Source organism: Ruegeria sp. R8_1 (assembly GCF_017743815.1).
GTDB classification, from domain to species: domain Bacteria; phylum Pseudomonadota; class Alphaproteobacteria; order Rhodobacterales; family Rhodobacteraceae; genus Ruegeria; species Ruegeria lacuscaerulensis_A.
Genome location: NZ_JAGHRL010000001.1, coordinates 319,937 through 338,224, shown reverse-complemented (window position 1 = coordinate 338,224; position 18,288 = coordinate 319,937). Strand labels below are relative to the sequence as shown.

Below are 18,288 nucleotides of genomic sequence, written 5' to 3'. Positions count from 1 at the left end.
CCATGTTTGGTCGCATTCTGACCAGCGCGTTGTTCGCTGGTGCTACAGCAGGGCTGATTGCCGCCCTGCTGCAGCTTGCGTTTGTGCAACCGGTTTTGCTGCACGCGGAACTGTATGAATCGGGTGAATTGGTGCATTTCGGCGGTGACGTCGTAAGTGCTCACCCCGAGCTGCCGGGAATGTTCTCGGACCTGTTCCGCGATGCGCTGAGCGTTATTTTCACCATGCTCATCTATACCGGTTATGCGCTGATGATGATCGCGCTGATGTCGGTGGCCGAGGGCAGCGGTCACAAAATCGACGGGCGCACAGGCGTCTTGTGGGGCCTGGCCGGGTTTGTCGCGGTTCACCTTGCGCCGGGGTTCTCCCTGGCACCCGAAGTGCCCGGCGTGGCAGCGGCGGATGTCGCAGCGCGTCAGGTCTGGTGGTTTGCCACAGTCGCGTCGGCAGGTGTTGCCATGTGGCTTATTGCCTTTGGCGGCACCCTGATCAGCTATGTGATCGCAGCCGCCTTGCTGTTGGCCCCACATCTGATCGGCGCGCCCGAGCCGGACGTGTTCACCGGCCCCGTTCCGACCGAGATCGGAGCGCTGTTTGCCGCACGCGCCTTTGGCATCGGCCTGGTAGCCTGGGTTCTGGTCGGGGCATTCGCCGGATACTTCTGGCGACATGAAAGTCAGCGTGCCGAAGCTGCGGCCTGACCAGCACGCCACTAAACACGCCGAGACCAGCTCGGCGTGTTTCTACTACCATCAAGGAACATAAAATGGCACGCTCACTTGCCCTGTTTGCAATCGGCATAGTTTTTGGCAGTGGTGCAGGATTTGTGGTTGCGGCTGCAAATGGCGTCACTTTCGACGGCCATGACCATGGCGATCCTGCACATCACAGTTCATCTCACGTCGAGGCAGCCGCACACGATCATTCGACTGCCATCAACCTGCCTGCTGGTGCTGATGCTCCGGGGCTTGAGATCGCTCTTACGCCCGACCCTATGGCGGGCTGGAACCTGCATGTCATGCCGCAGAACTTTCGGTTCTCACCACAAAATGCCTCGAAGACCGATGTCGACGGCGAGGGGCATGCACATGTCTACGTAAATGGAGAGAAACTGGCCCGGCTATACGGTAACTGGATGCATATCGACCATCTGCCGCAGGGCGAGGTCGAAGTCTCGGTCTCGCTGAACGCAAACAGCCACAGCCCGCTGATGGTCGACAACATCCCCGTCAGCGCGGCGGTCACGCTACAGGTCGTCGACTAAAGCGCCGGGATACGCGCCCGCAAACACATCCGGAGCCGCCCGCAAGGCCGGGCGTCTTCGATCCAGCCTTTGGGGCTTTCCAGATAGGTCCGGCAGGTCGCCACGATATCATCGGCGTCCGAAGCGACATCGACCCCTGAAAACACATATGACGCCCCGCCATCGGCCTGCAGCGCGATGGCCACGGGTTCAGAGCAGCCGCTGAAACAGGCGTGCTGGTCGACCGCAACCTGCGCGCCCAGCCCTGCGCGGGTCAGGGCGGATTCGACAGCTTTGACCTCAGCCCCGTAATCGCGGGCACCGGCACAGGACGAACATATCAACAGGCGCATCTGATCCAATTCGGACCTCATCGGGTGGCATTTGCCTGTTTCTGAGGGTTTCCAGCCACAGGCGCAATCGGGAAAACGCACAAGATTGTGAGTGCGCCCTGCCCCGCTTTCTGGCATCACAGTCTCAACCCCCTAACAGGAGGCCCCGATGAAAGCCCTTTGGACTGCGATTGCCCTGATAGCGACCCCTGCTTTGGCAGACGAGCCCCTTTCGGGCTGGGCCAGCTACGCAACCGACAAAAGCTATGACGCGTTGGTTGCCGACACCAAGGCTGCCATCAAGGCCAACGGCCTGATCGTGGTCACGCAGGCAGGCCCGACCAAGGCCGCCGCATCGCGCGGGATCACCATCCCTGGAAACCGGGTCATTGGTGCCTTCAATAACGACTATGCGGTGCGTGTGCTGGAAACCTCGGTGAACGCGATGATCGAGGCGCCGATCCGCTTTTATGTCACCGAGAATGAGGACGGCACCGCCACCCTGTCCTACAAGACTCCCAGTTTTGTCTTCGCGCCCTACGTTTCTGAGGGCGGAGCCCCCCTACGTGAGATCGCCGAGGAACTAGATGGCAAGTTTCAAGCTGTCGCTGAAACAGCAGTCAAATAGTCACACTGGCGTGATCCGCCTTGCGTCCGGGGCCGTCCTCCGCAATCTGCTGTGAAACAGTTTTTCGGAGCATGACTTATGCAAGACCTCTCGCCCCGCGCAGCGGACCTTCTGGCCCAACGTTTGTACGAGGCCGGATGTCGCCACGCCTTTGGAATGCCCGGTGGTGAGGTTCTGACCCTTGTCGATGCGCTGGAACAGGCCGGGATCACCTTTCACCTGACCAAACACGAAAACGCCGCCGGCTTCATGGCCGAGGCCGTGCATCACCGCGACGGTGCCCCCGCCATTCTGGTCGCCACCCTTGGGCCCGGCGCAATGAACGGGATCAATGTGGTCGCCAATGCGTTTCAGGACAGGGTGCCGATGATCGTGCTGACCGGATGCGTCGATGCCGATGAAGCGCTGACCTACACCCATCAGGTAATGGATCACGCGCAGGTCTATCGCTCGATCACCAAGGGGACATTTACACTGACTGCCAAAGGCGCAGACATTATTGCCGATAAGGCGGTTACGTTGGCCAATCAGCCGCGCCCCGGTCCGGTGCATATCGACGTGCCGATCTCGGTCGCGGATACCCGCGTGTCGGGCGTGAAACCGCGACGTCGCGCCAAGATCGCCACCGTATCACCGGCAGGGGACTGCGTCGAGAAAGCCCGCCGTTGGGTGTCACAGGCCGAACGGCCCATCGCAATTGTCGGGCTGGATGTTCTCTATGACGACTCGCGCAATGTGGTGCAGGCATTTCTGGAGCATTTCGACATCCCTTTCGTGACGACCTACAAGGCCAAGGGCGTTGTGCCTGAGGATCACCCTTTGTGCCTCGGTGGTGCGGGCCTGTCGCCACTGGCCGACAAACATCTGGTTCCGCTGGTCGAACAGGCTGATCTGGTGCTGTGTCTGGGCTATGACCCGATCGAAATGCGCCCCGGCTGGCGTGAGATCTGGGACCCCGAGGAAAAGCGCGTGATCGACGTCTCGGCCGTGCCCAATGACCACTATATGCATCAGGCGGGGCTGAATTTGGTCGCGCATACGGGCGAAACGCTGGAGGCCATTGCCAAAGGCACCCCGTCGCGCAAGACATGGCTGGGCGGCGAACCTGCACAAGTCAAAGCCGCTTTGGCGCAGGCGTTTCCGACGGATGACGACTGGGGGCCCGCGGCGGTGATCGCCGAAACCCGTGCTGCCCTGCCCGCCAACACCCTGGCGACCGCCGACAGCGGCGCGCACCGCATCCTGCTGAGCCAGATGTGGGAGTGTTCTGAGGAACGCGGGCTGATCCAGTCCTCGGCCCTGTGCACCATGGGTTGCGCGGTTCCGATGGCCATTGGCCTGAAGCTGGCCGAACCGGATCGTCCGGTGATCAGCTTCTCGGGCGACGCCGGGTTCCTGATGGTCGCCGGAGAGCTGTCGACCGCCGCCGAGATGGGCGGCAACCCAATCTTTCTGGTTTTTGTCGATGCCAGCCTTGCGCTGATCGAGCTGAAACAGCGCCAGCGCCAGATGGGCAATACGGGCGTGGATTTCGACCGCCACGACTTTGCCGCCATGGGCCGCGCGTTCGGCGGAAACGGCCACACGGTGCGCAACCGCGAGGAGCTGCGCGCGGCGCTGGACGCGGCGGTCAAGGCCGACAGCTTTACCGTCATCGCCGCCGAGATCGAGCGCGGAGGCTACGATGGCCGGATCTGAGGGGCCGCTGACGGGCGTCAAGGTTTTGGACCTGTCCCGTATTCTGGCAGGACCGACCTGCACGCAATTGCTGGGCGATCTGGGCGCAAACGTGATCAAGATCGAAAACCCAGCAACCGGCGGTGATGATACGCGGCAATGGGGCCCTCCGTATGTGACGGACGCGGATGGGAATGCATCGGACCTGAGCGCTTATTTCATGTCGGCCAACCGCAACAAGAAATCTGTGGCCATCGACATCACCACCCCCAAAGGTCAGGCGGAAATCCGACGCCTCGCCTCGCACGCGGACATTCTGATCGAGAACTTCAAACCCGGCGGGCTGGCGAAATACGGCTTGGATTACAAAACCTTGTCGCATGAATTTCCCAGCCTCGTTTATTGCTCGATCTCGGGCTATGGGCAGGATGGGCCGAACGCATCGAAACCCGGATATGACCTGATGGCGCAGGGCTATGGCGGAATCATGTCGCTGACCGGTGATCCCGAGGGCGCGCCCATGAAAGTGGGCGTTGGCATCGCTGACGTGATGTGCGGCATGTACGCGACCGTCGGCATTCTGGCCGCGCTACGTCACCGTGATCAAACCGGCGAGGGCCAGCAGATCGACCTTGCGTTGGTCGACGCGCAAATTGCGTGGCTGATCAATGAGGGCGTAAATTATCTGACTTCGGGCAATGTCCCTCAACGGCGCGGAAACGGGCACCCGAATATCGTACCATATGACGTCTATCAGACGGCGGATGGGCACGTGATCCTGGCCGTTGGCAATGACAGCCAGTTCAGACGGTTCTGTGACTTCATCGGGCAGCCTGACCTGGCGGACGATCCCCGTTTTACGACCAACCCATCGCGTCTGGAACATCGTGATGCGCTGAACGCAATTCTGCGCCCAGCCGTGCAAAACTATGACACTGAAACCGTCATTGCCGAGCTTGAGAGTCGCAAAGTGCCTGTGGGCCCGGTGCAGACGTTGGATCAGGTTTTTGCCACCGATCAGGTCGCCGCAAGGCAGATGCAGATCGCCATGCAAGCCGACCCGGCACAGGTGAATCTGATCGGAAATCCGCTGAAACTGTCCAAAACGCCTGTAACATATCGCAGTGCTCCACCGACCTTTGGTGCGGACACTCAGGCCGTTCTGAACGCCGAAAACCCGTTTGAAGACTGAAACACAATGCCTAATTCGGCGGCATGTTGCTGAAACATGCCGTTGAATCGGCGGTTTTTTTCACGTTTTGCACACACAGCATTTCACCAATTCGAGAGGTCGGTCGATACTGATACGACCCCGCTAGAGTCTCTGATAAGTCGAATAATGTACTAATTCTCAACGGATCGGACTACGAGCATGAAACAAGACGTTTTCGGACAGATGAACACCCTGAGCCATTCGGCAAGCGCCGAGGCGTGGGATGGCGTGCTGCTTGGGTTCATGGCGCATGCGGCGGTGACGCCTCAGCATCTGGGAAAAGTCTTGGAGCTTGAGCCGGATTTTGCCCTGGGCCATGCGATCAAGGGTCTGTTCATGGTTCTGCTGGGCCGCCGCGAGATGATGTCAGTCGCCGTCGAAGCTCTGGCCGCTGCCAACGCAGCGATGGAGCGTCAGCCGGTCACCGCACGCGAACGCCTTTATGTGCAAGCGCTGGAGTTGTATCTGTCCGATCTGCCTTCGCACGCCGTTCAGAAGTTCGAGGAAATCCTTCGCGCCCATCCGCAAGACTCGCTGGCGATGAAGCTTAGCCATGCCACCCGCTTTGTTCTGGGCGATGCCGAGGGCATGCGCCGCTCGATCGAACGTGTGATGCCCGCATATGAGCCCGATCATGCGGGCCGTGGATATCTGTTGGGGTGCCATTCGTTCGCGCTGGAAGAAACCGGTGCCTATGAGAAGGCCGAGATTGCAGGCCGTCAGGCGCTGTGGATGGTGTCAGATGACGCATGGGGCCTGCACGCGGTGGCCCACGTGCATGAGATGACCGGCAACGCACAGCTGGGTCTGGATTGGCTGGCCGGACGCGAGGACGCTTGGGCGCATTGCAACAACTTCCGCTATCACGTCTGGTGGCACAAGGCGCTGATGCACTTGGATCTGGGCCAGGTCGATCAGGTGATGGAGTTGTATGACAACTACGTCCGTCAGGACAAAACTGACGATTACCGCGATATCTCGAACGCGACCTCGTTGTTGTCCCGCCTGGAACTTGAGGGCGTAAACGTCGGCAATCGCTGGGAAGAACTGGCTGACCTGAGCGCCAATCGCACCGAAGACGGCTGCCTGATCTTTGCCGACTTGCACTATTTGCTGGCACTGACCGGCGATAACCGGGACGAAGCAACCGGAAAGATGCTGAAACGCATCCAGAAAGACGCCCAGCGCAATCAGGGCGACACCCCGATCCGTATGTCCGATCCGGGTATCGCGGCGGCCAAGGGTTTGGAAGCCTTTGGTGACGGCCTATATGGTCAAGCCTTTGATTTCCTGACCACTGCTCGTGACGGAATGCAGATGGCAGGTGGCAGTCACGCGCAACGTGATGTATTCGAGCGCATCACAATTGATTCCGGCCTGCGCGCCGGGCGTCTGGATGCAGTCGAGCGCATCCTGGATGACCGTCGCGCAAAACGGGCCGGTGGCGAGGACAATTACGCCCTTGCGCGCCGCGCATTGATCGACGCGGCACGCGATGACCGGGATGCACAAAGCGTTCCGGCTGAATAACAAAAATAAAAAGACCAAAGAAGGACAGAACACGTATGGCGACAGCATCGCCCGCTTCTGATTTTGCACCTGTGGCGGCCCAAGCAGCCGCCCCTGCCCGCGTGCGCGACCCGCGGCTGGATTTCTATCGCGGCATCGCGATGTTCATCATCTTGATCGCACACATCCCGAATGATCCTTGGGCCAGATGGATTCCGGCGCGGTTCGGCTATTCAGATGCTACTGAGATTTTCGTGTTCTGCTCGGGCATGGCCTCGGCCATTGCGTTCGGCGGGGCTTTCGCCCGCAAGGGTTGGTGGATGGGGACGGCTCGCGTGGCGTTCCGCATCTGGCAGGTCTACTGGGCGCATATCTGCCTGTTTTTCTTTGTGGCCATGTCGATGGCGGCGTTGGACCAGACGGGTTTCTTCGAGAAAACATACATTTCCTCGCTGAACCTCCAGCACTTCTTCAACGACCCCGCGCCGCAGATGGTCGGTCTGTTTACGCTGACCTATGTGCCGAACTACTTTGACATCCTGCCAATGTATCTGGTGGTTCTGGCGCTGATGCCGGTGTACATGGGCCTCTATCGCATCGGGTTCTGGGCTGTGGCCGCCACGTCGATTGCGGTCTGGCTGGTCGCACAAACCGGTGCGCTGGCCCTGCCGGCCGAGCCTTGGTCAGACCGTCAGTGGTTCTTCAACCCCTTTGGCTGGCAGTTGCTGTTCTTCACCGGCTTTGCCTTCATGCGCGGGTGGATCCCCGCCCCGCCCGTATCGAAAACCCTGATCTGGGCTGCCGTTCTGTTCCTGATCCTTTCGGCCCCGTTTGGATCGTGGAAGGTCTTCACCTGGATCAACAATGCCGCGCCCGAACTGGGTGCCGTGCTGCGCAAGGGCTGGCCCCTGACCTCGGAACTGCGGGGCAAGACCGAATTTGGCCTCTTGCGCTATGTGCACTTCCTGTCGCTGGCCTATCTGGGTTGGGTCGTCGCGGGTGAGCATGGCCATCGCCTGATCGCAACCGGTCAGGGTGCGGCCGCAAAAGTTTGGGAGTTCCTGCTGACCGTCATCACCAAGGTCGGGCAGCAATCACTGGCGGTCTTCGTCTTTTCCATGGCAGCCGCGCGTTTGATCGGCGTTGGGCTGGACCTGAGTGGGCGGGATGTTGCCAGCGTCTTCATCGCCAACATGATTGGCTTTGCCATGATCATCGGCGTGGCCTATCTGGCCGGTTGGTTCAAGTCACACCCCTGGAAGTCTAAAAAATGAATTTCACACGTCGCGCATTTCTGGCCTCAACTTCGGCGCTTGCTTTCGCCCCGGCCACCTTTGCTGCCGGTGGCGAGGTCCCCTTTGACCGCAACGATGTGATCGCGCTGGCCCGAGAGTTGGCCAGTCAACCCTATGCCGAGCGCGAGATGGTTCCGCAGGAATGGCAGGACCTGACGTATCAACAGTATCGCTCGATCCGGTTCCGGCTGGACCGCGCGCTGTGGTATGAAACCCAGACGCCGTTCAACGTCGATTTCTTTACGCCGGGCTTGTACTTCCCGCGCACTGTTAAGGTTTCAACGGTCGAGGACGGGATGACCACCCCGGTGACGTTCGACCTGTCGATGTTCGACAAATCTGAAGACGTGCCGACCCTGCCCATCGACGACACGCTGGGGTTCTCGGGCTTGCGCCTGCGCACCGAAATGCACCGCCCCGGCAAGACCGATGAGTTCTGCGTCTGGCAAGGCGCCAGCTATTTCCGCGCCATTGGTCTGCACGAGGTTTACGGGTTGTCCGCGCGTGGTCTGGCCCTGAAAACCGGCGATCCGGATGGTGAGGAATTCCCCGAATTCATCCGCTTCTGGCTGGAACGTCCCAAACCGGGCCAGCGCAACATGGTCGTCCACGCGCTGATGGACAGCCCCAGCGTGACCGGGGCCTATCGGTTCAATGTCACCGCCGGGGCCGACTGCATCATGGATGTCGAAGCCACGATCTTCCCGCGCGAAGAACTGCCCCATGTGGGCATCGCGCCCGGCACCTCGATGTTCCTGTTCGACCAGACCAACCACAGCCGATTTGACGATTTCCGCCCCGCCGTTCATGACAGCGACGGCTTGATGATTCGCAATGGCGCGGGTGAGGTGCTGTGGCGGCCTTTGGCGAACCCCACCCGCCTGCAGATATCTTCGTTTGTGGATACCAACCCACGTGGCTTTGGCCTGATGCAGCGCAAACGCAAGTTCTCGGACTATGCGGATCTTGAGGCGAATTACCACAAGCGCCCCGGCCTGTGGGTCGAACCCAAGGGCGATTGGGGGAAAGGCACCGTGACGCTGGTCGAGATTCCGGCGGATCAGGAAATCTATGACAACATCGTCGCCTATTGGCGCCCGGCCGAGCCCTATGCCGCCGGCAGCCAGATCGACCTGTCCTACCGCCTGATCTGGGGCGAAGAACCCCAGCGCACCCCCATGCCGCGCGTGATCAACACCGCGATGGGCGAGAATACCTTTGGCGAAGGCCGTCTGGCCGTGATCGACTTTGAGGACAGCGAGCTGTTCGATGACCCAGAGGCGATGACCATCTTTGTCGACTCGCCCCATGCCGAGACCTCGGACGGTGTGCTGCAACGCAACCCCGATACCGGCGGCTTGCGTCTGGCCTTCTCGTTCCAGCCGGGCGAGCGGAACCACGTTGAGCTGCGCGCGCAGCTTCTGAAGGACAAACAGCCCGCCTCTGAGGTGTGGCTATATCGTTGGACCACATGAGCCGCGATCTGCATATCATGCCGCCCGAGGCCCCTCTGGCGATGCCCGCGCAGGATTTCAGCGCCGGGTTTCGGGATGCGCAGGTGCCGAATGGCAAGCGCGCCTCGGCCGGGTTCTGGCGCGCGCTGGCCTTTTCGCCTGCGATGGCGGCCACTCTGGGCCTGCTTTGGGTGATGTCCGACTGGTTCGGGGCCGAAGGGATCAACCTGATCGAAGGCATCCTGCTGACGTTGATCTCGTTTAACTTCTTCTGGATTTCTTTCACGGTCTGCACCGTGCTGCTGGGCATGGTGTCCCTGTCTCGGCAGGAACAGCCCAAACGCGAAGGCCGTCCGCAACCTTTGCGCGTCGCCCTGTTGACCCCGGTCTATAACGAGGTGCCATGGAACGTGCTGGGCAATGCCCGCACCATGCTCGAGGATCTGCGCAAGCGCGGTGGGCAGCATCATTATGCCATGTTCATCCTGTCCGACACGCGCGATCCCGAGATCGCGGCGCAGGAACAGGCCAGCGTCGAGGCGCTGCGCACAACCCTAGCGCCGGGACTTGAGCTGTATTACCGCCGCAGGCCTCAGAACACGGACCGCAAGGTGGGCAATATCGCCGATTGGGTCAGCCGCTGGGGCGCCGATTGGGATGCGATGCTGGTGCTGGATGCCGACAGTCTGATGACCGGTCGTGCCATCACCCGCCTGACCGACGCTTTGGCACGCGACCCCGGAGCCGGTCTGATCCAGAGCTATCCGCAGCTGATCGGTGCGCAATCGGTCTTTGCCCGGATGCAACAATTTGCCAACGGCGTTTACGGCATCGCCTTTGCCGAAGGTCTGGCCCGTTGGTGCGGGCAAGAGGGCAATTACTGGGGCCACAACGCCATCATCCGCACCCGTGCCTTTGCTTCCAGCGCGGGTCTGCCCAAGCTGCGCGCCTTCAATGGTCAGGAAAAGCTGATCATGAGCCACGATTTCGTCGAAGCAGGCCTGCTGCGTCGTGCCGGATGGGCCGTGCGCTTCCTGCCGCGCATTCGCGGGTCCTATGAAGAGACGCCTCCGACACTGATCGACCATGCGTTGCGCGACCGCCGTTGGTGTCAGGGCAACCTGCAACACCTGAAATTGCTGGGCTCGACCGGGTTCCGCGCGGTGTCTCGTTTCCACATGTTCCACGGCGCGGTCGGATATTTGATGTCGCCCCTTTGGTTTGCCCTGCTGGTTATGTGGGCGCTGATTGGTCAGGGTGAGGACGCGTCGGTTCTGTATTATTTCAGCCCTGACAACCCTCTGTTCCCGCAATGGCCCGAGATGTCGGAAACCCGCCATGTGCTTATCATCCTAGTTATGTATGCCATGTTGCTGGCGCCCAAGGTACTGGGCGTTCTTGCCCTGCCGCTTAGCGGTGTGCGCTATGCCGAGTTCGGCGGTGGCTTGAAATTCGTCACCTCGTTTCTTGCCGAAGTGGTGCTGTCAATCCTCTATGCGCCCATCCTGATGGTACAGCAGATGATTGCCGTCTTCCGCACCGCCTTCGGTGTTCAAAAGGGGTGGTCTCCGCAAACGCGCGATGGCGGCAGCTATGGCTTGCGCACGTTGGTCCTGTGTCACGCGCTGGAAACGGTAAGTGGCATTGCGTTGAGCGTGGGTATTCTGTCGGGCCTGGTGTCCATCTGGCTGGCCCCGATTGCGATCAGCCTGGCTTTTGCGATCCCATTGTCCGCGCTCAGCGGCGTATCTTCTGCATCCGCGCGCCGCATGGTCGGGATGAGAGAAGACGTCAAGGAACCCGCGATCACCCGGTCTGCCCGCCGTCACAGAGACGAATTGAAGCGCGTGATCGAGGGCAAAGGCGTGATGACCCCGGCAGAATGATCATCCGCCGGGCAAGCCCTCGTACCAATCCACCATCATATCGGCCCAGCCTTTAGGCACGGTATGTCCGCCTGGGAACAACGCAAATTCCAGCGCGCTGCCATCTGCGCAACCGCTCCAATAGCGGCGCATAAAGGGGCCTGTGGTCGAAAAACCGCTGGGTTTGGTATCAACGCAGCCATTGGCCAAGCGCCAGATTTCCAGCCCGGCAAAGATATCGCCCTGATGGAACCGGCCCCCACCCAACAATCGCCCTTCCAGCGGCACCACATTGTCAATCCAGCCATGGGTATGGAACAGGCGCACCGGACCTTCGCAAGTTTCGGGATGTGGCCGCCAGAACCCGCCTGACACGGGTACGTAGGCCGAAAACGTCTCGGGTGCATCGCAAGCCAGATAATTGACCATGAACCCGCCAGCCGAGAATCCGCCCAATATTACACGGTCCCTGTCGATACCAAATCGTTCGGCAGCGTCATCTACCACTTCGGTCAGAAAGGCGGTCTCGTCCCGGTCACCGAAACCGGGATAGAAATTCCAGCTTTTGATTCCGGGGCGGCTTGGTCGTTCCAACCCTTCGGGCGCCATCACAGCATATCCCCGTGCAAGCAGGGGCTTGACCATGCTGCGGTTCTTCATGGTGCCAGTACCGCTGCCCCCGTACCCGTGCAAAAACACGACCAGAGGTGGGTTGTCTGCTTTGGGCAGTTCGATGTGATACGCACCCGAGTCGGTCTGACACGCCCCATCCTGATCCGCGCAAGCGGCATAACTGGCCTGCGCCGCAAATACAGCGGCCACCGCCATTGCGACAGCGCGGATCATTGGCCTGCCTCGTCATATGCGCCGACGGGCAGCCCGGCACGCACCCAACCCGGCCCGGCTGCGGAGCCCAACATACCTTCCGGCACGTCGATAATATTGGTGAACCCCGCCTCGCTGAGCTTGTTGCTGAGCCGCGCAGACCGCACTCCGCGCGCGCAAATCAGCGCAACCGGCGCGTTCTTGTTCCCGTCGGTCAATTCATCCAGCGCTGCGACGAAATCGTCGCGACGCATATCCAGCGGATAGGCCCCTTCGCCCACGCCCGTCGCCTGCCATTCCCGAGGCGTTCGGATATCCAGCAGTAAAATGTCGCCAGACAGGGCTTGCTGGTGCGCGGCTTCGACACTGAGATGTCCGCCAGCATAGCTGGGCGGGATCAAACGGTATTCCCGGATTGCGAAACCGGTGGCGACAAGCGCCCCACCGCCAACCAATACCCACCTGCGGTTTTTGACTGTTTTGTCTGTCACGTCCGACCCTCCTGAACGGTCTTCGACGTTCTATCACACAGAGACAGTCAATTCCGCGCAGAATTTGCGAGTAGGGATCAAGTTCTTGTCAGAGATTTTTTCAAAAAATGCATCTGATTGCGCCCCTAGAACGAAGTGAAAAACTTGCAATAGCTGGACAGTCGAAAAATTTCCCTTACAAAAACAGTAATACATTGACCGCCAAGACCGGAGTATCGCACTTGTCCCTATTCCTCATCGCGGCCCTTCCCTTTCTCGGCGCTGTGTTTCCAGCCCTGCTGATCAGGGCAGGACGAAATGCAGCAGCCTCGGCCGCGGGTTTGACCACGTTTCTGGCCCTCGCTGGTCTGCTGATCCACATTCCGTCTGTTATGCGCGGGGATGTCGTAACCGCTCGGTTCGACTGGATACCCCTTCTGGGCCTGAACGCGAATTTCATGCTGGATGGGCTTGGTTTCCTGTTTGCTCTACTGATTCTTGGCATTGGTCTGCTGATCATTCTCTATGCGCGGTTCTATCTGTCGCGTGAGGACCCAATGGGTCAGTTCTACACCTATCTGCTGTTGTTTCAGGGCGCGATGGTCGGAATCGTCCTCTCCGACAACATTCTACTTTTGCTTATCTTCTGGGAGCTTACATCTTTAAGCTCATTCCTTTTGATCGGTTATTGGAAACATCTGCCCGAAGGCCGTCAGGGCGCACGAATGGCATTGGCTGTCACCGGTTCGGGCGGTCTGGCGATGATCGCCGGGATGCTGATTTTGGGCAATATCGTCGGATCGTATGACCTGAGCGTTATCCTTCAGAACAAGGAGCTGATCCAAGCCTCACCCTATTACCTGCCGGCGTTGATCCTGATCCTTCTGGGGTGTTTCACCAAATCGGCGCAGTTCCCGTTCCATTTCTGGCTGCCCCACGCGATGGCCGCCCCGACGCCTGTTTCGGCCTATCTGCACTCGGCCACGATGGTTAAGGCGGGGCTGTTCCTGATGGCGCGGATGTGGCCGGTTCTGGCCGGGACCGATGCGTGGTTCTATATCGTGGCCACCACCGGGCTGGTGACGATGCTGCTGGGCGCGGTGATTGCGCTGTTCAAGGATGACCTAAAGGCGTTGCTGGCGTTTTCGACGGTGTCGCATCTGGGTCTGATCACCATGCTACTGGGCTTTGGCACCAAATTTGCTGCCGTGGCTGCCGTGTTCCACATCATCAACCACGCCACGTTCAAAGCCGCGCTGTTCATGACCGCCGGGATCGTCGATCATGAAACTGGCACGCGCGACGTAAAGCGGCTGGGCGGGTTGCGTCACCTGATGCCAATCACTTTCACGATTGGCACCATAGCAGCCCTGTCTATGGCCGGTCTGCCACCGTTGAACGGTTTCCTGTCGAAAGAAATGATGCTGGAGGAAACCGTCCACACCACCTGGCTGCATTCGCACTACCTGGTGCCTGGGCTGGCCCTTCTGGCGGCGCTGTTTTCGGCCGCCTATTCCTTCCGCTTTGTCAGCCATGTGTTCCTGGGTCCAAAACGCGACGACTATCCTGCGCATCCGCATGATCCACCTGTGGGTCTTTGGCTGGCCCCTGCGTTTTTGATTGTTTTAGTCGTTCTGATCGGCCTGTATTCCGCAGCTATCGTTGGCCCTCTGGTCGCCGTGGTTTCCAGCGCGGTGATTGGCGGCGAAAAACTGCCTTACTATTCGCTCAAGCTGTGGCACGGATTCACGCCTGCGCTTTACATGTCAGTCGTCGCAACCCTGGGCGGCTTGTTCCTGCTGTCGCAGCATCGCCGGGCGGAAAGCCTGTGGAACGCCCTGCCCCGCCCTGAGGCCAAGGTGATCTTTGAAGCTGTGATCGCAGCGTTGACTGCGCTTAGCCGCCGCATCACGGACTCGCTGCATAATGGTGTGATCAGTCGCTATGCCATGATCCTGATCGTGTTCACCGTGGGCTTGGGATATTATGCCTATGCCACAGGCACGATCGGTCCGGTCACCCGCGAACCGCTGAAGCTTGAGATCATTCCGGTCGTCGGCTGGATCTGTCTGGTCGCCGCGACACTGGCTATCATGTGGTTCCACCGCAACCGTTTGCTGTCGCTGGTTCTGATCGGCGTCGTTGGCCTGATTGTATCGATGGCGTTCAACTATCTGTCGGCACCCGACCTTGCGCTGACTCAGATCTCGGTCGAAGTGGTGACAATGATCCTGCTTTTGTTGTCCCTGAACTTCCTGCCCACGGACACACCATGGGACAGCAGCGCGGCGCGGCGTTGGCGCGATGCTGCAATCTCGGTCGGGGCCGGAATCGGTACAGGCGCTCTGGTCTATGCACTGATGCTGAGGGACTTTGCCTTTCCCACGATCTCAGAGTTCCATCTGGCCAATTCCTACAAAGGTGGCGGGGGAACCAATGTGGTCAACGTGATCCTCGTGGACTTCCGAGGGTTTGATACGTTCGGAGAGATCATCGTGCTGGGCATTGCCGCTCTGATCATCTTTGCGTTGACGGAATCCGTTCTGGCGACCAACGTTCGGGCCTATCTGCTGAACCGCAAGCCGCACTGGCCTCAATCCGGGGATTCGCATCCTTTGATGATGGTAGTGGTGACGCGTATGATGATGCCTATCGCTCTGATGGTGGGTGCCTACATCTTTTTCCGCGGCCACAACCAGCCTGGCGGAGGGTTCATCGCCGGCCTGATCGTGGCAATCGCCTTCCTGATGCAGTATATGGCCAGTGGCTACACTTGGGCGATCGAGCGCCAGCGGTTCTACTACCATGGCACAATCGGTTGGGGTGTTCTGATCGCTGCGGCAACAGGCATCGGCGCCTGGTTCAATGAACGCCCGTTCCTGACCAGCGACTTCGGCTATATTCACTGGCCCCCGCTCGAAGAGTTCGAATGGGCAACAGCAATCCTGTTCGATACGGGCGTTTTCCTGGCGGTTTTGGGTGCGGTCATGCTGGCACTGGACAGTCTGTCTCGGTTCGCGTGGCAGCCGGGCATGGCGCAGGAATTCCCGATGGATATCAACCCGCTGCGTGACGATCCGCCAGAAGAAGAACAAGAAAAGGAGCAGGTCTGATGGAAGCGCTAGTTGCCTCTGCCGTAGGCGTCATGACCACTGCCGGGATTTTCCTGATCCTGCGTCGTCGTACATTCCCGGTTATTCTGGGCCTGTCGCTGATCACCTATGCAGTGAACGTGTTTCTGTTTGCCACTGGTCGGTTGGCGCTGAACGCGCCTGCCGTGCTGAACAAATACGAGGATGTCCCTTACACCGATCCACTGCCGCAAGCGCTGGTGTTGACGGCAATCGTCATTTCTTTTGGCATGACCGCGGTGATCGTCATGATCTCGTTATCGGCCTATCTGTCGGCGCGCAATGACCACATCGACATGACCGCGCAAGACAATACCGACCCGGCAGGAGATGACGCATGAACCACTGGATCGTAGCGCCGATCGTCCTGCCCGCGATCCTGGCCCCATTCATCATCATGGTCCTGCGCTACCACCTTGACCTGCAGCGCATCTTCTCGGTCGCTGGAGTGGTGGGCCTGCTGGGGATCGCCCTGACCATCACGGCGCAAGCTGCAGGCGGTGATATCCAGGTTTATGAACTGGGCAACTGGCCTGCACCTTTCGGTATCGTTCTTGTACTGGATCGGCTGTCAGCCATGATGGTCCTGCTGACCGCGGTGCTGGCCCTGCCCATCGTGCTGTATGCCATAGCCTCGGGTTGGGACGACAGGGGCAAGCATTTTCACGCGTTGTTTCACTTTCAGCTCATGGGCGTATGTGGCGCCTTCCTGACGGGTGATGCTTTCAACCTGTTCGTGTTCTTCGAGGTCCTTCTGATCGCATCCTATGGCCTGATGACCCATGGCGGCGGCGCGGTTCGCCTTAAGGCAGGTGTGCAATACGTCGCCTATAACCTGCTGGGCTCGACCCTGTTCCTGTTCGCGCTGGGGACGCTTTATGCGGTGACAGGCACGCTGAACATGGCGGATATGGCCGTGCGCGTTGCGGAATTGCCTGCCGAGGATACTGCTCTGTTGCGTGTGGGCGCGGTGCTGCTGTTGCTGGTCTTCTGTATCAAAGCTGCTGTTCTGCCCCTGCATTTCTGGCTGCCCGCCAGCTATGCCAACGCGCCACTGCCGGTCGCGGCCTTGTTTGCGATCATGACCAAAGTCGGGGCCTATTCGATCCTGCGGATGTATACGCTTGGCTTTGGCCCCGAGGTCGAAGCCACGCAGGGCCTGGTCGGGACATGGTTGCAACCCGCCGCACTGGTGACGCTGGCCGTCGGAGCGATTGGTATCCTTGGCGCGCAGCACATCGCCCGGATGGTGGCCTTCTGCGCCATTGCCTCGATGGGGACGCTGTTGGTCGCTATCTCGTTGTTCACCGAAGCGGCCACTGGCGCGGCTCTCTATTACGTCTATCACTCGACACTGGCGACCGCCCTGATGTTCCTTGTGGCCGATCTGGTCGTCGAACGTCGCGGCGGAGCGATCGCCCCGACCGCGCCAATGCCGCAAAGCGGGCTGGTCTCGGCCCTGTTCTTCGTCGGTGCGATTGCGTTGGCGGGCATGCCGCCCTTGTCCGGGTTTATCGGCAAGCTGTTGGTACTGGACGCAGCACGGGACGCACCGGACGCAAACGCCATCTGGGCCGTCGTGCTGATCGGGTCCTTCGTGACGATTGTCGGACTGGCCCGTGCCGGGACGCTGATCTTCTGGAAAAGCCACGACGCGCAGCATATCGGCGATGGCAGCCAGGGTGACGTGGCCGAGCAGCCACCAGCCCCCGAACCCAATCCTGCTCTTGCTCTGACCTCGGTTTTCGGGCTGGTTATGGGTTTGGTTCTGCTTACTCTTTTTGCCGGCCCTGCCCTGACCTATGCCACGAAAACGGCCGAGCAGCTTTACACGCCTGACGCCTATATCTCAGCCGTATTGGGAGGAGAAGAATGATCAGACTTCTGCGCCGGATTTTCCCCCACCCGCACCTGACGTTTCTGCTTACGGTCGTCTGGGTGTTGCTTGCCAACACGGGTTCATTGAACTCGGTCGTGTTTGGCCTGCTGTTGGGAATTATTATCCCCTTCATCACGCAACCTTATTGGCCTGACCGCCCGAAACTGCGCAACTGGCCAATGATCGCGGAATATATGTTGATTGTGCTGTGGGATATCGTTGTTGCCAACGTCACAGTGGCCATGATCATCCTGTTTAAACGTGACGCGGACCGGAAACCGAGCTGGATCAGTGTCCCGCTGGAGTTGCGCACACCCGAAGCGATCACTGTGCTGGCCGGCACCATCACGATGACGCCCGGAACCGTCAGCAGCGACCTGTCCGCTCAGGGTCACTGTCTTCTGGTTCACTGCCTGGATGCGCCGGACCCGGACGCGGTTCGCGACCAGATCAAACAACGTTACGAGCGGCGGCTGAAGGAGATTTTCGAATGATCGACGCGGCGATACAATTTGCCTTTGTCTGTTTCGGGGCCGCCATCATGATGTGTCTTTGGCGGATCATCACTGCTGATGGCGTGGGTACCCGGGTTCTGGCCTTGGATACGATGGTGATCAATACGATCGCTTTGATTGTGCTTTACGGCCTGTATCTCGGCACCGAGATCTTTTTCGAGGCCGCCATGATCATCGCCATGCTCGGCTTTGTCTCAACCGTGGCCTACGCACGCTTTATGCTGCGCGGCAACATTATCGAATGAGGGCGGA

The 18,288-nt window shown here is 59.7% G+C and carries 17 protein-coding genes; 14 read left to right on the top strand and 3 right to left on the bottom strand.

The genetic code is table 11. From position 1 onward, the window contains the following. Positions 1 to 2: 2 nt before the first annotated feature. Positions 3 to 701 (top strand): CbtA family protein, encoded by a 699-nt coding sequence (locus J7380_RS01675; protein ID WP_209194613.1) that lies wholly within the window; start codon positions 3 to 5, stop codon positions 699 to 701. Between the two features lie 65 nt (positions 702 to 766). Beyond that, the gene (locus tag J7380_RS01670; RefSeq protein WP_209194197.1) at positions 767 to 1,264 is read left to right on the top strand and encodes a hypothetical protein; all 498 of its coding nucleotides are present in this window, start codon (positions 767 to 769) and stop codon (positions 1,262 to 1,264) included. Here the strand turns inward: J7380_RS01670 and J7380_RS01665 are convergent. Continuing rightward, entirely contained in the window at positions 1,261 to 1,617 is a 357-nt protein-coding gene (locus J7380_RS01665; protein WP_247742354.1) for a DUF1636 domain-containing protein, read from the bottom strand. The two genes, J7380_RS01670 and J7380_RS01665, sit on opposite strands and share 4 nt — an antisense overlap. A gap of 127 nt (positions 1,618 to 1,744) precedes the next feature. On the opposite strand from J7380_RS01665, the gene J7380_RS01660 reads away from it, so the two are divergent. The 7 genes from J7380_RS01660 (at position 1,745) to mdoH (ending at position 11,237) form a co-directional block, all read left to right on the top strand. Continuing rightward, on the top strand, positions 1,745 to 2,203 hold the full coding sequence (locus J7380_RS01660; RefSeq protein ID WP_209194196.1) for a DUF302 domain-containing protein: 459 nt from the start codon (positions 1,745 to 1,747) through the stop codon (positions 2,201 to 2,203). A 78-nt stretch (positions 2,204 to 2,281) separates the two neighbouring features. Further along, positions 2,282 to 3,901: a thiamine pyrophosphate-binding protein gene (locus J7380_RS01655; protein ID WP_209194195.1), complete on the top strand. Its 1,620-nt coding sequence runs from the start codon at positions 2,282 to 2,284 to the stop codon at positions 3,899 to 3,901. Next, on the top strand, positions 3,888 to 5,072 hold the full coding sequence (locus tag J7380_RS01650; RefSeq protein ID WP_209194194.1) for a CaiB/BaiF CoA-transferase family protein: 1,185 nt from the start codon (positions 3,888 to 3,890) through the stop codon (positions 5,070 to 5,072). Before J7380_RS01655 ends, J7380_RS01650 begins: the two co-directional genes overlap by 14 nt. A gap of 180 nt (positions 5,073 to 5,252) precedes the next feature. Beyond that, the gene (locus tag J7380_RS01645) at positions 5,253 to 6,623 is read left to right on the top strand and encodes a tetratricopeptide repeat protein (RefSeq protein ID WP_209194193.1); all 1,371 of its coding nucleotides are present in this window, start codon (positions 5,253 to 5,255) and stop codon (positions 6,621 to 6,623) included. A 35-nt stretch (positions 6,624 to 6,658) separates the two neighbouring features. After that, entirely contained in the window at positions 6,659 to 7,876 is a 1,218-nt protein-coding gene (locus J7380_RS01640; RefSeq protein ID WP_209194192.1) for an OpgC domain-containing protein, read from the top strand. Next, positions 7,873 to 9,372, top strand: coding sequence for a glucan biosynthesis protein G (locus J7380_RS01635; protein WP_209194191.1), 1,500 nt, complete (start codon positions 7,873 to 7,875; stop codon positions 9,370 to 9,372). Before J7380_RS01640 ends, J7380_RS01635 begins: the two co-directional genes overlap by 4 nt. Further along, positions 9,369 to 11,237, top strand: a complete 1,869-nt coding sequence (mdoH, locus tag J7380_RS01630) for a glucans biosynthesis glucosyltransferase MdoH (protein WP_209194190.1) — start codon at positions 9,369 to 9,371, stop codon at positions 11,235 to 11,237. The genes J7380_RS01635 and mdoH overlap by 4 nt, the downstream gene beginning before the upstream one ends. Here mdoH and J7380_RS01625 read toward each other — a convergent pair whose 3' ends face one another. Together J7380_RS01625 and J7380_RS01620 are read right to left on the bottom strand one after the other, a co-directional pair. Beyond that, complete coding sequence (locus J7380_RS01625) at positions 11,238 to 12,062, bottom strand: alpha/beta fold hydrolase (RefSeq protein WP_209194189.1); 825 nt, start codon at positions 12,060 to 12,062, stop codon at positions 11,238 to 11,240. Then, positions 12,059 to 12,532: a rhodanese-like domain-containing protein gene (locus J7380_RS01620; protein WP_209194188.1), complete on the bottom strand. Its 474-nt coding sequence runs from the start codon at positions 12,530 to 12,532 to the stop codon at positions 12,059 to 12,061. Before J7380_RS01620 ends, J7380_RS01625 begins: the two co-directional genes overlap by 4 nt. Before the next feature lie 221 nt (positions 12,533 to 12,753). Between J7380_RS01620 and J7380_RS01615 the strand changes: the two genes are divergently transcribed. From J7380_RS01615 to J7380_RS01595, 5 genes are read left to right on the top strand one after another with little or no spacing between them, the layout of a single operon-like run. Continuing rightward, positions 12,754 to 15,624 (top strand): monovalent cation/H+ antiporter subunit A, encoded by a 2,871-nt coding sequence (locus tag J7380_RS01615; protein WP_209194187.1) that lies wholly within the window; start codon positions 12,754 to 12,756, stop codon positions 15,622 to 15,624. Further along, a complete protein-coding gene (locus J7380_RS01610) occupies positions 15,624 to 15,983 on the top strand; it encodes a Na+/H+ antiporter subunit C (RefSeq protein WP_209194186.1) in 360 nt (119 codons plus the stop codon). Before J7380_RS01615 ends, J7380_RS01610 begins: the two co-directional genes overlap by 1 nt. After that, positions 15,980 to 17,518: a monovalent cation/H+ antiporter subunit D gene (locus tag J7380_RS01605; RefSeq protein ID WP_209194185.1), complete on the top strand. Its 1,539-nt coding sequence runs from the start codon at positions 15,980 to 15,982 to the stop codon at positions 17,516 to 17,518. The genes J7380_RS01610 and J7380_RS01605 overlap by 4 nt, the downstream gene beginning before the upstream one ends. Next, on the top strand, positions 17,518 to 18,015 hold the full coding sequence (locus tag J7380_RS01600) for a Na+/H+ antiporter subunit E (protein WP_209194611.1): 498 nt from the start codon (positions 17,518 to 17,520) through the stop codon (positions 18,013 to 18,015). Before J7380_RS01605 ends, J7380_RS01600 begins: the two co-directional genes overlap by 1 nt. After that, entirely contained in the window at positions 18,012 to 18,281 is a 270-nt protein-coding gene (locus J7380_RS01595) for a K+/H+ antiporter subunit F (protein WP_209194184.1), read from the top strand. The genes J7380_RS01600 and J7380_RS01595 overlap by 4 nt, the downstream gene beginning before the upstream one ends. Positions 18,282 to 18,288: the final 7 nt, after the last annotated feature.

Bases quoted from the DNA above. Each gene is read 5' to 3' on its own strand.
- J7380_RS01675 (WP_209194613.1), top strand. From the start codon at position 3: ATGTTTGGTCGCATTCTGACCAGCGCGTTGTTCGCTGGTGCTACAGCA.
- J7380_RS01670 (WP_209194197.1), top strand. From the start codon at position 767: ATGGCACGCTCACTTGCCCTGTTTGCAATCGGCATAGTTTTTGGCAGT.
- J7380_RS01665 (WP_247742354.1), bottom strand. From the start codon at position 1,617: ATGAGGTCCGAATTGGATCAGATGCGCCTGTTGATATGTTCGTCCTGT.
- J7380_RS01660 (WP_209194196.1), top strand. From the start codon at position 1,745: ATGAAAGCCCTTTGGACTGCGATTGCCCTGATAGCGACCCCTGCTTTG.
- J7380_RS01655 (WP_209194195.1), top strand. From the start codon at position 2,282: ATGCAAGACCTCTCGCCCCGCGCAGCGGACCTTCTGGCCCAACGTTTG.
- J7380_RS01650 (WP_209194194.1), top strand. From the start codon at position 3,888: ATGGCCGGATCTGAGGGGCCGCTGACGGGCGTCAAGGTTTTGGACCTG.
- J7380_RS01645 (WP_209194193.1), top strand. From the start codon at position 5,253: ATGAAACAAGACGTTTTCGGACAGATGAACACCCTGAGCCATTCGGCA.
- J7380_RS01640 (WP_209194192.1), top strand. From the start codon at position 6,659: ATGGCGACAGCATCGCCCGCTTCTGATTTTGCACCTGTGGCGGCCCAA.
- J7380_RS01635 (WP_209194191.1), top strand. From the start codon at position 7,873: ATGAATTTCACACGTCGCGCATTTCTGGCCTCAACTTCGGCGCTTGCT.
- mdoH (WP_209194190.1), top strand. From the start codon at position 9,369: ATGAGCCGCGATCTGCATATCATGCCGCCCGAGGCCCCTCTGGCGATG.
- J7380_RS01625 (WP_209194189.1), bottom strand. From the start codon at position 12,062: ATGATCCGCGCTGTCGCAATGGCGGTGGCCGCTGTATTTGCGGCGCAG.
- J7380_RS01610 (WP_209194186.1), top strand. From the start codon at position 15,624: ATGGAAGCGCTAGTTGCCTCTGCCGTAGGCGTCATGACCACTGCCGGG.
- J7380_RS01605 (WP_209194185.1), top strand. From the start codon at position 15,980: ATGAACCACTGGATCGTAGCGCCGATCGTCCTGCCCGCGATCCTGGCC.
- J7380_RS01595 (WP_209194184.1), top strand. From the start codon at position 18,012: ATGATCGACGCGGCGATACAATTTGCCTTTGTCTGTTTCGGGGCCGCC.